Here is a 15,362-nt window from a genome sequence, read left to right as displayed (position 1 = left end):
CAAGACGGACGTCAGCTTCATGGCCTGGATCTTCCTGCGCGCGGCACACCTTCGGCTCAAATGAATGTCAACGCGCCTTAACCGCGGCGCTTCCGCGCGTCGGGCAAATGCGAAAATAAACTGCCGATGATTTTCAGTCCGATGCGCAAGACTTCACGAACATCTGAGCAGCCGGTGAGCCGGGAGCGCCCTATGTGATTGTCCGGCCGGCAAAGGCTGCGGGCGTCCGGGTCTCACCATCCCCCGGAACGCTGCACCCGTCGGCGCGCAAACCGTCGCCACCCCGTCCCGGGGAGGACCGCACAGATGAGATCGCCCTTGACACACGACCCCTTGAGCCGGCGCGGCTTCCTTCTCGGCTCGGGCGCGCTGGCCGTTGCCGGCCTGTCCGGCTGCGCCAGCACGCCGATCCAGCCCGTTCCCGTCGCCGTCGTCGCCCCGCCTGTCGATACCAGCGCCTATGCGATGATCTACGGCGCCAAGCCGGATGAGCCCTATCCGCTGCCGCCCATTCCCTATCAGAAGATCCCGGGCCGCTTCCTGCGCCAGGTGGTTCAGGATCCGACCGGCGAGGCCCCGGGCACGCTCGTCGTCGATACGGGCGGGCACTTCCTCTATCTGACGATGGAGGGCGGGCAGGCCATGCGCTATGGCGTGGGCCTCGGCCGGGCGGGCTTTGCCTGGGCCGGGCGCGGCCGGATCCAGTACAAGCGGGAATGGCCGCGCTGGACGCCGCCGGACGAGATGGTGGCCCGCCAGCCGGAGCTGGCGCCCTATGGCGTCGGCACCGGCGGCATGGAGCCGGGCCTGAAAAACCCGCTCGGCGCCCGCGCGCTCTATATCTTCCAGAACGGGCAGGACACGCTCTACCGCATCCATGGCTCGCCGGAATGGTGGACCATCGGCAAGTCGGTCTCCTCTGGCTGCGTGCGCATGATCAACCAGGATGTGGTCGATCTCTACAATCGCGTGCCTGGCGGCACGACCATCGTCGTGACGGATCTTTCGGCTCCGGCACAGGTGGTCACCGCGCCGTCCCAGGCCGTGTTCTACTGATCCGGTTGCGATAGCGGCTGCGCGCGATCAATAGCCCCTGTCGCGATCGACCGCCTGCGGCAGGGTGCCATCGTCACGGTAGCGGGCGATGTTGCCGGCAACAATCCGGCTGGCGGTGACGCGGTCGGTCGGGGCGGAGATGTGCGGCAGGATGGTGATGCCGGGATGGGCCCAGAGCGGGCTGTCGGCGGGCAGCGGCTCCTGATCGAACACGTCGAGAACGGCGTGATCGAGATGGCCGGCATCGAGGCTCGCCACCAGGTCCTGCGTGACGACGACAGGGCCGCGGGCGAAGTTGATCAGGCTCGCCCCTTCGGGCAAGCGCGCCAGGCGGCCGGCATGGATCAGGCCGCGCGTCTCGGCCGTCAGCGGCACCAGGCAGACAAGGATGTTGGCGCGCGACAGCAGCGCATCCAGCCCCTCTTCGCCGGAAAAGCAGGCGACGCCGTCCAGTGCCTTCGCCGTCCGGCTCCAGCCGGCTACCGTAAAGCCAGCCTCCCTCAGCCGTCCGGCCGCCGCCGTGCCCAGCGCGCCGAGGCCGACAAGGCCGACCGTCGTCTCCTCCGCCCGCTTATAGGCGAGCGGGTTCCACTGGCGCGCGCGCTGCTGGCGGGCATAGGCCGGCATGTCGCGAAACAGATAATAGGTCCAGGCCAGCACGGCTTCGGCCATGGTGTGGCTCATCTGCGGATCGACAAGCCGCACGATCGGCCGGTCGAGTTCCGTCAGATCCGCCACCAGCCGCTCGACCCCGGCCCACAGGCTCTGGATCCAGACAAGCTTCGGCAGTGCCCTCAGCGCGGCCGGATCGGGATTGGCGACGATGGCGATCTCCACCTCGGCCCGCTCCGCGGCGCTCAAGGCCGAAAGCGTCTCGATCCGCTCGCCGGGCATGGCACGGCGCAGGGCGGCGAGCCAGCCGGCCTCCTCCTCGGCGGGGCTGCGGGTGACGAGCGCGATGGGCTGGGGCATGACGGTCTCCTTGACGGCATTGCGCCCGTCTACCCAAGATCTTTGGGATGGGGCTCTTGAAAGCCGGGCGCAAACGGCCCGCGCTCAGATCGCGCTGAGCTTGGCGATGATGCTGGCGCGGACATTGTCCAGATGCGTCTGGATGCCGGCCCGGGCCGCGTCACGATCGTGCGCGCGCAGGGCGGCGATGATCGCCAGATGCTCGCGATGACCGGCCTCGAAGCGCTCGGGCAGGCGCGAGAGGTTGAACATATGCGTCTTCAGCCGCAGCGTCTCGATCATTCCGGCGAGAACGGCATTGCCGCTGTGATGGGCGATGAGCTGATGCAGACGGCTGTCCACCGCCCAGTCCTCGGCCACATCAGGCTTTTCGCAGGCCAGAAGCGTGGCGATCTCGCTTTCGATCGCATCCAGCGCCTCCGTCGGGATCCGGTCGATCGCCAGCCGCGCAGCCTCGGTTTCGAGCACGACGCGCACATGCAGCGTCTCCACCAGCTCGCGCGGGGAAAAGGCCTTCACCACCAAGGCGCGGCCGGGCGTGCGATCGAGAAAGCCCTCGTTTTCCAGTCGGTTGAGCGCATAGCGCAAGGGCGTGCGCGAGATGTTGAGGAAGTCGGCGAGCGGCCGTTCCTGCAGCACGGTGTTGGTCGCCAGCTTGCGGCCGATCAGCATGTCCAGCAGCGTCTGATAAGCGGTCTCGCCCAGATTCTGGGCGCGTTCATCGCTGAAGATCGTCGAACTCATCGATACAAAAGCCATTCATTGAGAGACGCCAGCGCGCGGATGCGTTGGGGCGTTTTGGCGGCCAGTCCTGTCAGGCTCCGTGGTGGATCGTCAATCCCCTTGCCCTTGCTCCTGTCCCGGCTCCTGCCAGCGCGCCCTCCTTTACCCCCTTCGGCAACAGCCTGCCACGCTAAAGCAGGACCTTCCTGTCATCCGGCGATGCCGCATCCTGTCACAAAGGCTGGTCTTGCGACAAAATGCCTCGATCCCGCCTGGCCTTTTGCGGGCCATTGCAAGCCCGTCGCAAGCTGTCGGTTGCGACACCGGCAGGCATCCGCCTCCTGTCATGAGACTGTCATGGCACCGGCCTACAGCCACCGCCGATGGGAGGCGGGGACGGACGGTCGTCCGGTCCGCCGACCGGCTGCTTTCCGAGGATAATCTATGTCGTTCGATCCCGCGCTGACCGTTTCGTCCTCCCAACAGGCGCCGCTCGACGTGCTGCTGATCACGGCCGATCAGTGGCGCGGCGCGGTGCTGCCGGGCGAGCCGAACCCTGATTTTCCGGTGCCGACACCCAATCTCGACCGGCTCGCGGCCGAGGGCGTGCGCTTTGCCCGGCATTTCTGCCAGGCCTATCCTTGCGGGCCGGCCCGCGCCGGGCTGATCACCGGCCTTTACGCCCACAAGCATCGCGTGGTGCAGAACGGCACGCCGCTCGATGCGCGCCATCCGACCCTGTTTACCGAGGCGCGGCGTGCGGGCTATCGGCCGACCCTGTTCGGCTATACCGATACCATGGCTGATCCGCGCGGCCGGCCGGCGCAGGATCCCGCGCTGGGCGATTATGAGGGCGTGGCGCCGGGGCTGGATATCGGCCTGTTTCTCGGCGAGCATGCCGGCCCCTGGCTGGCGCATCTCAAGCGCAAGGGCTATTCCGTGCCCGATCCGGCGCGCGGCCGCGACGGCATTTTTTCCGCCTGCCGTTTCGGGGAGCCGGCCGTCTTTGCCGCGGAGGACAGCGAAACCGCCTTTCTCACCGACCGTTTCATCGATTTCGTCTCGGTGCATGAGGACAGGCCCTTCTTCGCCCATCTCTCCTTCATCGCGCCGCATCCGCCCTTTACCGCCGCCGCACCCTTTGCCGATCTGATCGATCCCGACACGCTCGCCGCGCCGATCCCGATGGCCGAGAGCGTGCATCCGCTGGTGGAGGTCTACCGCAAGGCCGTGGGAATCGAGCATTTCGTGCCAGGCCTCAGCGGCCGCGTCGCCGAGGCCGATCCGCGCACGATCGCCAAGGTGCGCGCCGTCTATGCCGGGATGATGGCCGAGGTGGACCACCATATCGGCCGCATCGTCGAGGCGCTCAAGGCCGCCGGGCGATACGAGCGCACGCTGATCGTTTTCACTGGCGATCATGGCGAGCAGCTGTTCGATCATGGTCTGATGGGCAAGCTGGCCTTCTATGACGGCTCGGCGCATATTCCGCTGATCCTGCGCCATCCGCATCTGGTCGGCGGACGCGGCAAGACGGTCTCAGCCTTCACCCAGTCGATCGACATCCTGCCGACCGTGCTCGACGCCATCGGCCTCAGCCGTCCCGACAATGTCGATGGCGAGAGCCTCCTGCCTTTCTGCCGGGGCGAGATGCCCGCCAACTGGCGCGATGCCGCCTTCTGGAGCACGGATTTCCGCGATCTGGCCAGCCGCCGGCTGGAGCGGCATTTCGGGCTGCCCTCCGAGCGCTGCGGCCTGCAGGTGGTGCGCACCGCGCGGTTCAAATATGTCCACTTCGCCGGGCTCGCGCCGGTACTCTTCGATCTTGCGGACGATCCGCTGGAACAGGTAAACCGGATCGACGATCCGGCAGCCGCCGGCCTGCGGCGCGAGGGGCTGGAGCGCCTGCTCGATCAGCGTCTGCACCATGAGGAGCGCACGCTGACCGGCTATCAGGGCATGGGCGGCCGGCTTTATACGGTTTCCGGCTGATCGCTTCGCGAACCGGAAACAAGAACCAACGAAAATCTCTGGCCGGAAGGCCAGATTTTCGATGGACGGAATACGGTTTTCGGTCTGATCAACCGAAAACCGTATTACCGAGATAAGGCGTAACCTCGCCTGGAAACGTCGAGCCCGAAAGCGGGAGCCGGTTTTGAGAGGCGCCGCCGCACGACGGCATCAGGGTGAAGATCGTGCGGCACCCGGGAGGACGAGGTGCCGCACGATTCGCGGCGCTCCGGCGAAGACCCGCCGCACGCCGCGAGACTGTGTCGCGATGGCGATGTGTGCTGCGACCCCGGTTGCCCACCGTCGTTGCCGACTAAAGTTACCGGGCCTGGCTGGCCAAGCCTGCGCGCACCGCCCTCAAGATCTTTATTTAAAGATAGTCTAAATTTCATCCTCTTGAAAGACGGCCAGCGGCCGCGCCCCTGATAGAACGGCAGCTTTCAGCCCGGCCGTCTGCGGCAGCAGGCGGGCGACGAACAGGGCGGCGAGCTTGCGCTTGCGCTGTGCCTTTGTGCCATTATCCTGCCCTGCGGCTTCGGCTGCGGCCATGCGCACCCACATCCAACCGAGCGCGACCAGCGCGAACAGGCGCAGATAATCGACGGCGGCGGCATTGGCCTCGGCCACATCGGCGGCCTTTTCCTGCAGGGCGGAGGTCGTCGCCTCCAGATCGGCCAGTGCCGCCAGAACCGGCCGTGTCAGTTCGCCAAGCGAGGACGGGGCCTCTTCGATCTCGGCGCGCATCAGCGCGAAGAAGCGACGTGGCAGTTCGCCGCCTTCCATCATCAGCTTTCGCCCGGCCAGATCCATGGCCTGCACGCCATTGGTGCCTTCATAGATCTGGGCGATTCGGGCATCGCGCACATATTGCTCCATGCCCCATTCGCGGATGTAGCCATGGCCGCCGAAGACCTGCTGCGCCTCCACCGTGATGGCAAAGCCCCAATCGGTGAGCGCGGCCTTGATGACCGGGGTGAGCAGGGCGACGAAGCCATCGGCGGCCTTGGCCGCCTCAGGATCGGGATGCCGCGCGGCACTGTCCATCTGCAGCGCGGTCCAGATCGCCAGCGCGCGGCCGCCTTCGGTCAGCGCCCGGCCTGTCAGCAGCATACGCCTGACATCGGCATGCTCGAGGATCGGCACCGGCCCGCGCGTGCCATCGGCCGAGCGCCCCTGCAGCCGCTCGTGCGCATAGGCCGCCGCCTTCTGCAGCGCGATCTCGCCAATGCCGAGGCCCTGGATGCCGACGAACAGGCGTTCGGCATTCATCATGGTGAACATGGCATTGAGCCCGCGTCCGGGCTCGCCGACCAGAAAGCCGATGGCGCCGTCATAATTCATCACGCAGGTCGGCTGCGCGTGGATGCCCATCTTGTGTTCCAGCGCGCCGACGGAAAAGCCGTTGCGTTGATCGCCGCTGCCCGCCGGATCGGGCAGGAATTTCGGCACGAGGAACAGGCTGATGCCTTTCACGCCGGCCGGTGCGTCCGGCAGGCGGGCCAGAACGAGATGGACGATGTTGCCGCCGAAATCATGATCGCCCGAGGAGATGAAGATCTTGCCGCCGGTGATGCGGTAGCGCCCGTCCGGCAGCGGCTCGGCCCGCGTCTTCAAAAGGCCGAGATCGGTGCCGGCATGGGCCTCGGTCAGCGCCATGGCGCCGGTCCATTCGCCGGAGATCATCTTCGGCAAATAGGTTTCCTTCAGGTCGTCGCCCGCATGATGGCCGATCGCCTCGACCGCGCCGCGCGTCAGCCCCGGAAACAGGCCGAAGGAGAAATTGGCCGAAGACAGCATCTCGTCGAGCAGGATCTGCACCACGCGCGGCAGGCCCTGGCCGCCATAGGCCGGATCGCCAGAAAGCCCCGTCCACCCCGCTTCGGCAAAGGCGCGATAGGCCTCGGCGAAGCCCTTTGGCGTCGTCACCACGCCATTGATCAGCCGGCAGCCTTCCTCGTCGCCCGAGCGGTTCAAGGGCTCCAGCACCTCGGCGCAGAAGCGCCCGCCCTCCGCCAGAACGGTCAGCGCCAGCTCGGCATTGACCTCTTCATAGCCCGGCAGCCCGGCCATGACGGCGTCGAAGCCGAAAACGTCGTTCAGCAGAAAACCGATATCCTCGATCGGCGGTGCATAAGCAGCCAAGGTCTTTCTCCTCCACAATAAGCTGGGCATCCGCGCTGGACGGTCTGCGCGCCCGCAAGTCTCGCCGATGCTTCACGCCTCTCCCCAGCGGCACATCCCCACCGTCCTCTTGCAAACTGTATCAAACGATTGTTACAGTTTGCAAGAGGACGGTGGTGAGCGCGAGGATGCCGACTGGCCCGGACGGATCTTCGTGGCGATCTCGGGCGCGGGACCCTGGCGCGCAGGCCCGAAAAGTGGGACCCGGTTTTCGATCCGCGGCTTTGGAGCCGGCCGTGCGGCGCAGGCCACGAGAGAGGATATGGGACAGGATGACCGGAGCCAGAAAAGGACGTGCGGCCAAGGCCGGAGCCGCTGACGAGCGTCAGGCTTTGGAAAGGCGGACGTTGGACGGACCGACGGCGGAAGGACAGGCGGGGCTGGAGCCGGCTGGTGATGGCCAGGCCGATGAAAACGCCGCCGCCACCGAAGCATTGTTTGCCGACGAGATGAGCCCGCGCACCCGCGCGGTGCTGGCCGCTGCCGCCGCGCTCTTCGTCGAGCGCGGCTATGCCGCAACCTCGATGCGCGACATCGGCGAGCGCGTCGGCCTGCTCGGCGGCTCGCTCTATCACCATGTCCGCTCCAAGGAGGCGCTTTTCCTGCGCATCCACGACACCGCGATCCGGGCGGCCGAAGCGCGCATCCGCGCGGCGGTGGCGGCCCGCACGGATCCCTGGGACAGGCTGGAGGCGGCCGCCGTGACCATGCTGGAGATCCAGCTCGATCCGCAATCGATCACCCTGCCGCTCATGAACGACCTGCGCGCCGTGCCGCCGGCACTCGCCGAACGGCTGATCGCCACGCGCGACGGGTTCGAGCGTCTGTTCAAGGATCTGGTCGCCGCCCTGCCGCTGCGGGCCGATCTCAACCCCGCGCTCTACCGGCTTCTTCTGCTCACGCTGCTCAACCATGTCGGCGACTGGTATCGTCAGGGAAAAAGCACGCCGGCCGAAATCGGCGCCGAAATCCTCCGCCTGTTCCGTCACGAGGCGGAGTGATACGGTCTCCGGTTCGCGAAGCGATCAGCCGGAAACCGTATGATTGGCGCCGGTGTGATGTCCGGCGCCGGGCTGTGGATAAGCAGACACTCAAGCAATTCCTGCACTCAGACGTTGAAGCCTTGTGTCGGATGACCCTAAACTAGTTCCGGTTGTGTTTTGTCGGTGCAGCGGGGGCGGCCTTTGGCAATCAGGACGGTATTGGCGGCATGTCTGTTTGTGCTCTCAGGCGTCTGCCTGGCGCAGGCGGAAACGCCGAGCAGCTCGGGGTCCGGCTTTGCGATCACCTCCGACGGCTGGATCCTCACCAATGCGCATGTGGTCAAGGACTGTCGCCGGATCGAGGTGCCGGGGCAGGGGGTGGCCAGCGTGCCGCGTCTGGACGCGGCCAATGACCTCGCTCTGATCAAGGTCGATGCGGCGCGGCCCTTGGCGCCGCTGCAGCTGCGTCGCGCGCCTGTCCGCCTCGGCGAGGACATCATCGCCATCGGCTATCCGCTCTCCGGACTGCTGTCGGATTCGATCAAGATCACCACGGGCAATGTCAACGCGCTTGCGGGCCTGCAGAACGACACCCGCTTCCTGCAGATCTCGACGCCGATCCAGCCCGGAAATTCCGGCGGTCCGGTGGTCGACCGGGATGGGTTCCTTCTGGGCATCACCACGGCGACCTTTTCCAAGAAGGTGGCCGACGAGATCGGCATCACCGCGCAGAATGTCAACTTCGCCATTCGTGCCTCGGTGGCCGATATGTTCCTGCAGGCGCAGAGCGTTTCGGTTCAGTTCGGCGAGCGGGCGCCGGAGCAGGCCGCCCTGTCCACCGCCGATCTTGCCGACAGGATCGCCCCTTCCGTCTTCCAGATCCTCTGCTATGGCAGCGCCGAGGGCCAGCCGTCCGCTGCGGTATCGTCTCCGCAGCCGGCCGGCGCGGGTCTGATCGAGCGCGCCGGCTATGATGCGATCGGCTTCGACTACCAGCTGATCCGCGAGACCAGCTATGCCGATTGCCGGGCAAGCTGCGTCGGCGATGGCCGCTGTCAGGCTATCACCTACAATGTGAAGCACAGGGCCTGCTTTCTGAAGAACAATGTCATGGCGCTGATCCACAACACGGATGCGCAGGCCGCCTATTCCACGGCCAAGGCCGCATCTGTGGTCGTGTCGGAGTTCACCAGCTATTCCGGCATCGACATGCCTGGCGGCGACTATGGCCGGCTGAACCAGACCACCTATCTCGACTGTTTCGTCGCCTGCCTGGGCGATAATGCCTGCCGCGCCTTCGCCTATATCGCGAAGAAGAAGGAGTGCTGGCTGAAGGAGCGTCTGGGCAGCGCGGAGCCGAAGAGTGGCGTCGATCTCGGCGTGAAATGATCGGGTTTCCTGCTAGCGTCCTGACCCTAGAGCATCGGACCGGNATATCGCGAAGAAGAAGGAGTGCTGGCTGAAGGAGCGTCTGGGCAGCGCGGAGCCGAAGAGTGGCGTCGATCTCGGCGTGAAATGATCGGGTTTCCTGCTAGCGTCCTGACCCTAGAGCATCGGACCGGAAAGTGGGAACCGGTTTTCGGAAAAATCCGATGCAAAAACAAAAAATTAGAGCATCGGACTGCGTGCGATTTTCAGTCTGATGCTCTAAGCCCATCGGCTTTCACAGCCCCGGCATCTCCACCGCGCGGTTCATGTGGCGGGCGACATAATCCTGGATCTGGCGGACGATCTGGGCGGCATGGGCGGTGGCCAGCCGGTCGGCTTCCTCCACGTCGCCGGCGGCGATCGCGGCGATCATCTGCTCGTGCTCCTCGACATATTGCCGCGGCAGCCGGTCGTCGAAGGTCTGGTAATAGAGCCTGAGGATGCGCCGTCCCTCGTCCAGCAGCCGGGCGAAGAAGGTGGTGTAATAGGGATTGCCGCCGAGCCGGGCGATGGCCACGTGGAATTCGCGGTTGGCCTCGATCATCGCATAGGCGTCGCGCGCCGTCACCGCCTCGGCGAAGGCGCGCTGCTGCGCCAGGATCTCCTCCATCACCTGAGCATTGCCGCGGCTGGCAGCGGCGCGCGTGGTGACGCGGTACATCAGGGTCAGCGCTTCGAAATAGGTCGGCAGCTCGGCGAAATCGATCGGCGCGACGATGGTGTTGCGGTTGGGCAGGGTGGTCACCAGCCCGTCGGCCGCCAGCTTCACCAGCGCCTCGCGGATCGGTGTGCGCGACATGCCGAAGCGCTCGGACAGGCGCACCTCGTCCAGCGGACTGCCCGGGCCCAGCACCATGGAGAGGATCTCATTGCGCAGCGCAGCATAGACGCTTTGCGTTCCCGAGCCGCGTGTGCGCGTCAATTCCCCTGCGGTCAAAGCCCTTGCCCTCTGCTCGCGTTGATCGATGCGCTGCCCTACATGGTTTTCGTCACGATGGGTATGGTGAGAATGCACGTCTGCGCTGTGGACGGTGCGGGCCGCAGGAGGGCGGCCCGGCCTGTCGTCCTCACCCTTCGAAGCCGTAGACCTCGCGGGCGCGTTCGGGCGTCAGGGTGCCATCGCGCAGATCCCGGCGGATGGCCTCGGGGCTGCGCTGCTTCGGATCGCCATAACCGCCGCCAACCCCTGTGACGACATGGACGATGTCGTCCTTGTTGAGCGGAATGTTGGTCCCGAAGGAGTATCGCTCCGCCGCCTTGCCGGGCCGCAGGACCTCGACATAGTTCGGCGTGCCGTCCTGCCCGCCGGCCACGCCCCAGGGCGGCATGCGCGAGCGGGTGTAGCCGACGCTGAGGAAGTTGTCGTTGGCACGCACGCGGTAATGCACCGAAATGCCCTTGCCGCCGCGAAACTCGCCTTCGCCACCCTGTGCCGGGTTCAGCGCCATGTGATCGACGGTCAGGCCATAGCGGGCCTCGGCCACCTCGGCCGGGCAGTTGAAGGTCTCGCCATGGAAGCCGGAGAAGATCGCCGCATTGCCGTCGCGGCCAGCCCATGCGCCCCAGCCGCCGAGCTGCGGCTCGACGATCGTGTAGTGCCGCCCGGTATCAGGATGCTTGCCGCCCACCACCGTGCCGCAGATCGAGGCGAAATTGCCGGCCGGCACGAGACCGGGAAAATGCGTGGCGAGGCAACGCAGGATCAGGTCGAACAGGCGGATTTCAACCTCGGAATAATAGCCGAGCGCGCCGGGCTCCACCACATGGAAGATCGAGCCGGGGCGGGTGATGACCTTGAGCGGCCGGAAAAAGCCGCCATTGCCCGGCGCCTGGGCATCCGCCACCGCCTTGAAGGCGAGCTGTGCGGCGATTTCCACGCCCTCGCGGCTGGAATTGCTGGAGCCCTTCTGGTCGGGATTGTCGCGCAGGTCGACGCTGAAATGCTCCTCGGTGACCTCGATGACGATCTTGTGGATCGCGCCGTCGTCCTGCTCCTCCTCGAAGCTGAAGGTGCCCTTGGGCATGGTCTTCAGCGCCGCGCGGGCGCGCCGCTCGCCGAGATCCATGAAATCGGCGATGGCGGCGGTAAAGGTATCGGCGCCATATTTTTCCACCAGTTCCAGCAGGCGGCGCTCGCCGATCCGCACGCCGGCAATGCCGGCCCAGAGATCGCCGCGCAGATAGTCCGGCAGGCGGGTGTTGACATAGAGAATGTCGAACACCGCCTGGTTGGGCCTGCCTGCCTCGATCAGCTTGACGGCGGGAATGCGGATGCCTTCCTGGAAGATCTCGGTCGCTTCGGAGGACATGGAGCCCGGCACATTGCCGCCGACATCGTTCCAATGGGCGATATTGGCGGTCCAGGCGACGATGCGGCCCTCGGCAAAGACCGGCATGGCCAGGATCATGTCGTTCAAATGGGTGACGCCGCCCCAATAGGGATCGTTGGAGGCGAAGAGATCGCCGGCCTGAATGGTCTCGGGCGGGTGCTTTTCCAGGATGCGCTTGACCGCTTTGTCCAGCACGCCGACGAAGGCCGGGATACCGGCGCCGGACGCGGCGATCTCGCCATTGGCATCGCAGATGCCGGTGCCCAGATCGAGCACCTCATAGATGATCGCGCTCATCGAGGTCTTGCGCTGGGCGACGAACATTTCGTCGGCCACGGCCTCCAGCGCGTTCTGGATAATGTCGAAGGTGACGGGGTCGTGGGTCTTCTCGGTCATGGCGTCAGCCCCGGATCTCGATATGGGTGTTGCCGAAGGCGTCGATCGACACGCGGTTCTTCGGATGGATGACGATGGTGGTGCCGGGATCCTCGATGATGGCAGGGCCGGAGAAGGTCATGCCCGGCTCGAGCTTTTCGGCATCGTAGATCGTCGCCTCATGCGCGCCCTCGGTGGCGTAATCGACCATGCGGCGGCCCTTCACCGCATCCGCCAGCGCCAGCCCCGTCACCGGCAGGGCGACGATCTCCAGCTTGCCGACCTCGGCGCGGGCGATCAGATGCAGGCCGACGATCTCCACCGGCGCGTCCAGGCGATAGGTATATTCCTTCTCGTAGATGGCGTGGAAGGCCTCGACCATGCGGGCGACGGCGGCGGCGTCAAGCCCGTCGGGATCGACAGGCACCTCCACCGAATGCTCCTGGTTGCGGTAGCGCACCTTGAGGAAGGGCTCGACGGCGACCTTGTCCGCCGCGACCTCTTCGGCCGCAAATTGCGCGATGGCATGATCGACGGTTTCCGTGATCAGAGCGTTCAAGCCCGCAAGATCGGTCTCGTCCATCAGCCGGGTGACGAAATAGTCTCGGCGCAGGTCGCTCATCATCATGCCCCAGGCGGAGAAGACCGAGGCGCCGCGGGGCACCACCACCTTCTTCACGCCCAGTTCCTGGCCGAGCGCGACCGCATGCATCGCGCCGCCGCCGCCGAAGGCCACCAGGGTGAAGTCGCGCGGGTCGTAGCCCCGGTTGAGCGAGACCAGCTTCAGCGCATTGACCATGTTGGAATTGGCGATCCGCACGATGCCGCGCGCCGCCTCGATCGGCGTGGCGCCGAGCTTTCCCGCGACGTCTTCCAGCGCGGCATTCACCGCCGCCATGTCGGCTGTCACCGTGCCGCCGCAGAAATAGTCGGCGCTGATGCGGCCAAGCGCCAGATTGGCATCCGTCGTCGTCGCCTGCGTGCCGCCACGGCCATAGGCGGCGGGGCCGGGCAGGGCGCCGGCCGATTTCGGGCCGACATGCAGCTTCTGAAAGTCGTCGACCCAGGCGATCGAGCCGCCGCCATTGCCGATCTCCACCAGATCGACCACCGGCACCATGATCGGATAGCCCGAGGATTTGCGGTCGCGCTCGATCCAGTAATCGGTCTTGATCCGCACCTGGCCGTTTTCGATCAGCGAGCATTTGGCGGTCGTCCCGCCGATGTCGAGCGCCAGCACATTGGGCTCGCCGATGATGCGGCCGAGCTCCGCCGCGCCCCAGAAGCCCGAGGCCGGGCCCGATTCGACCATGGTGATCGGGATGGCGCGCGTCGACTGGAAGCTGTCGACGCCGCAATTGGACTGCATCACATAGAGCCGCCCCTGGTAGCCCTTGTCCTTCAGCCCGGTTTCGAGCCGGGCAAGATAGCGCTCGGCCGCCGGCTGGACATAGGCCGAGAGAACGGCGGTGGAGGAGCGCTCATATTCGCGCCATTCGCGGGTGATCTGGTGCGAGGCCACCACGGAAACCTCCGGCCAGAGCCGGCGGATCTCCTCGGCCACGGCCTGCTCATGCACGGGATTGGCATAGGCATGCATGAAGCAGATGGCGATCGCCTGAACCTGTTCGGCCTTGAAATCCGCAAGGATCGCCGGCAGGCCCGTGAGGTCGAGCGCTTCCGTCTCGCGGCCGCGATAATCGATCCGGCCGGGGATCTCGCGGCGCAGGTACCGCTCCACGAAGGGCTCGGGCTTTTCATACATCAGGTTGAAGAAATCCGGCCTGTTCCCGCGCGCGATCTCCAGCGTATCGCGAAAGCCCTTGGTGGCCAGAAGCGCGGTGCGCGCGCCCTTGCGCTCCGTCAGCGCATTGATGACGACGGTGGTGCCATGGGCGAAGAAATCGGCCTGCGACAGGGGCACGCCGGCCTTGTCGAGCACATTCAGCACACCCGTCTCGAAGTTCGGCGGCGTCGTGTCCGATTTGGCGGTGCGGATCGTCTGCCTGCCGGTTGCGAGGTCGGTTTCGAAATAGACCAGATCGGTGAAGGTGCCGCCGACATCCGTGGCTATTCTGAGAATCGTGTCGCCCATCGAAAATCCATCATGTTGCCTGGCGCCGTGGCCCCTCGCGCCGGTCATGCGGTGAGGAAGGGATGCCGGCGCGCCGTCCAGAAGGCGGAAAAGACGCGGATCATGCCTGGGAAGGCCGTCCTGCGCATGGTGAAAAACCTATAGTGCATCCAAAATGTCGACAAGGAATTTTTTCGTCGTATCGGAAAATTATTGCCTTTCGGCCTGCGGAGGCAAGGAAAATTCACGGCTTGGCGGCTCGTCCTGCCGCTGACGATCGCCCCTGTCATTCCCCCTGTGATTCAAGGCAATATCGAGGGTCCGCAAATGGCGCTGCTGCCCGGCCACATCAGAAATCCGGAGCTTCTATGAAAACGGCTCTTGTCGACAAACTGAATGCGAAATAGCCTTGGCCGATCCATCAAGAGGTATCCGATGCTGCCCGAACCCCATGTGCAGACCTTCCTGGAGGCCGTGCGCCTTCAATCCGCCGATGCCGCTTTCGAGGCCTTTGCCGCACTCACGCGTGCCACGCTCGGCAGTCGGCTCCTGACCGCCTCCGCGCTTGAGATCGAGGACGGCAAGGTGACGGAAGGCCGCTCGCGCCGGATCTACACCGACAATCCCGAGGTCTATCCGGTCGGTGGGTTCAAGCCGATCCCCGACAACAAATGGACCGACATCGTGCTGCGCCGGCAGCAGGTCTTCTCCACCCTGTCGATCGAGGAGATCGCCGAGGTTCTGTTCGACTGGGAAATCATCCGCTCGCTGGGCTGTGAATCCAACGTCAACGTGCCCATCATCGTCGGCGGACAAGTGATCGGCACGCTAAACCTGCTGGACAAGGCCGGCAGCTACACGGCCGAGCGCCTCGCGCCGCTGCCGGAGCTGATGCCCTATGCCGTCATCGCCTTCCTGCTGGTGACGCGGCCGCGCTGAGCAACCGCGCGCTCATTCGGCGTCGGCACATGGGTCGGTCAGCGCCGGCCGGGAAAAGCAGGCCGGCAGGCGCGTCAAGGCATTGATGACGCACGAAGAACCGTTCTGGAAGGGCAGGAGGAGCCGAAGCCCCTTCCTGCCCTGGCGCCTTAGGGCATCGGACCGAAAAGTGGGAACCGGTTTTCGGAAAAATCCGATGCAAAAACAAAAGTCTAGGCTCAGGACCTATTAATTTGGTTTGAGATGTGATTCACGGTTTCGGAAAGGAGACCGTGATGAGTGATGTGTTTT

11 protein-coding genes are annotated in these 15,362 nt (G+C 65.4%); 5 read left to right on the top strand and 6 right to left on the bottom strand.

Annotation, left to right across the window (positions count from 1 at the left end):
- Nucleotides 1-318 precede the first annotated feature (318 nt).
- On the top strand, nucleotides 319-1,056 hold the full coding sequence (locus tag BJF92_RS16475) for a L,D-transpeptidase (RefSeq protein ID WP_425356476.1): 738 nt from the start codon (nucleotides 319-321) through the stop codon (nucleotides 1,054-1,056).
- A gap of 27 nt (nucleotides 1,057-1,083) precedes the next feature.
- On the opposite strand, the gene BJF92_RS16470 is transcribed toward BJF92_RS16475, so the two are convergent.
- Both BJF92_RS16470 and BJF92_RS16465 read right to left on the bottom strand, forming a co-directional pair.
- Nucleotides 1,084-2,028: a 2-hydroxyacid dehydrogenase gene (locus tag BJF92_RS16470; protein ID WP_075635851.1), complete on the bottom strand. Its 945-nt coding sequence runs from the start codon at nucleotides 2,026-2,028 to the stop codon at nucleotides 1,084-1,086.
- Between the two features lie 84 nt (nucleotides 2,029-2,112).
- Complete coding sequence (locus BJF92_RS16465; protein ID WP_139790728.1) at nucleotides 2,113-2,772, bottom strand: GntR family transcriptional regulator; 660 nt, start codon at nucleotides 2,770-2,772, stop codon at nucleotides 2,113-2,115.
- Between the two features lie 423 nt (nucleotides 2,773-3,195).
- On the opposite strand from BJF92_RS16465, the gene BJF92_RS16460 reads away from it, so the two are divergent.
- On the top strand, nucleotides 3,196-4,743 hold the full coding sequence (locus tag BJF92_RS16460; RefSeq protein ID WP_075635849.1) for an alkaline phosphatase family protein: 1,548 nt from the start codon (nucleotides 3,196-3,198) through the stop codon (nucleotides 4,741-4,743).
- Between the two features lie 399 nt (nucleotides 4,744-5,142).
- Here the strand turns inward: BJF92_RS16460 and BJF92_RS16455 are convergent, their stop codons facing one another.
- Nucleotides 5,143-6,903: an acyl-CoA dehydrogenase C-terminal domain-containing protein gene (locus tag BJF92_RS16455; protein ID WP_075635848.1), complete on the bottom strand. Its 1,761-nt coding sequence runs from the start codon at nucleotides 6,901-6,903 to the stop codon at nucleotides 5,143-5,145.
- 311 nt (nucleotides 6,904-7,214) lie between these two features.
- On the opposite strand from BJF92_RS16455, the gene BJF92_RS16450 reads away from it, so the two are divergent.
- Both BJF92_RS16450 and BJF92_RS16445 read left to right on the top strand, forming a co-directional pair.
- Nucleotides 7,215-7,943 carry a TetR/AcrR family transcriptional regulator gene (locus BJF92_RS16450; protein ID WP_245294803.1) on the top strand — a complete coding sequence of 243 codons (729 nt, stop codon included), beginning with the start codon at nucleotides 7,215-7,217 and terminating at the stop codon, nucleotides 7,941-7,943.
- A 201-nt stretch (nucleotides 7,944-8,144) separates the two neighbouring features.
- Entirely contained in the window at nucleotides 8,145-9,314 is a 1,170-nt protein-coding gene (locus BJF92_RS16445; RefSeq protein ID WP_245294802.1) for a trypsin-like peptidase domain-containing protein, read from the top strand.
- 274 nt (nucleotides 9,315-9,588) lie between these two features.
- On the opposite strand, the gene BJF92_RS16440 is transcribed toward BJF92_RS16445, so the two are convergent.
- The 3 genes from BJF92_RS16440 to BJF92_RS16430 form a co-directional block, all read right to left on the bottom strand.
- A complete protein-coding gene (locus BJF92_RS16440) occupies nucleotides 9,589-10,290 on the bottom strand; it encodes a GntR family transcriptional regulator (protein ID WP_075635847.1) in 702 nt (233 codons plus the stop codon).
- A gap of 130 nt (nucleotides 10,291-10,420) precedes the next feature.
- Complete coding sequence (locus BJF92_RS16435; protein ID WP_075635846.1) at nucleotides 10,421-12,079, bottom strand: hydantoinase B/oxoprolinase family protein; 1,659 nt, start codon at nucleotides 12,077-12,079, stop codon at nucleotides 10,421-10,423.
- Nucleotides 12,080-12,083: 4 nt separating this feature from the next.
- Nucleotides 12,084-14,153, bottom strand: coding sequence for a hydantoinase/oxoprolinase family protein (locus BJF92_RS16430; RefSeq protein ID WP_075635845.1), 2,070 nt, complete (start codon nucleotides 14,151-14,153; stop codon nucleotides 12,084-12,086).
- A gap of 414 nt (nucleotides 14,154-14,567) precedes the next feature.
- On the opposite strand from BJF92_RS16430, the gene BJF92_RS16425 reads away from it, so the two are divergent.
- Complete coding sequence (locus tag BJF92_RS16425; protein WP_075635844.1) at nucleotides 14,568-15,071, top strand: GAF domain-containing protein; 504 nt, start codon at nucleotides 14,568-14,570, stop codon at nucleotides 15,069-15,071.
- Nucleotides 15,072-15,362: the final 291 nt, after the last annotated feature.

This window comes from Xaviernesmea rhizosphaerae (assembly GCF_001938945.1).
In the GTDB taxonomy this organism is placed as follows: domain Bacteria; phylum Pseudomonadota; class Alphaproteobacteria; order Rhizobiales; family Rhizobiaceae; genus Xaviernesmea; species Xaviernesmea rhizosphaerae.
This window is presented reverse-complemented; position numbering and strand designations above follow the sequence as displayed.

What these genes read in the sequence shown, in the direction of transcription:
- BJF92_RS16450 (WP_245294803.1), top strand. Translation starts at nt 7,215, where the DNA reads ATGACCGGAGCCAGAAAAGGACGTGCGGCCAAGGCCGGAGCCGCTGAC.
- BJF92_RS16470 (WP_075635851.1), bottom strand. Translation starts at nt 2,028, where the DNA reads ATGCCCCAGCCCATCGCGCTCGTCACCCGCAGCCCCGCCGAGGAGGAG.
- BJF92_RS16430 (WP_075635845.1), bottom strand. Translation starts at nt 14,153, where the DNA reads ATGGGCGACACGATTCTCAGAATAGCCACGGATGTCGGCGGCACCTTC.
- BJF92_RS16460 (WP_075635849.1), top strand. Translation starts at nt 3,196, where the DNA reads ATGTCGTTCGATCCCGCGCTGACCGTTTCGTCCTCCCAACAGGCGCCG.
- BJF92_RS16425 (WP_075635844.1), top strand. Translation starts at nt 14,568, where the DNA reads ATGCTGCCCGAACCCCATGTGCAGACCTTCCTGGAGGCCGTGCGCCTT.
- BJF92_RS16435 (WP_075635846.1), bottom strand. Translation starts at nt 12,079, where the DNA reads ATGACCGAGAAGACCCACGACCCCGTCACCTTCGACATTATCCAGAAC.
- BJF92_RS16465 (WP_139790728.1), bottom strand. Translation starts at nt 2,772, where the DNA reads ATGAGTTCGACGATCTTCAGCGATGAACGCGCCCAGAATCTGGGCGAG.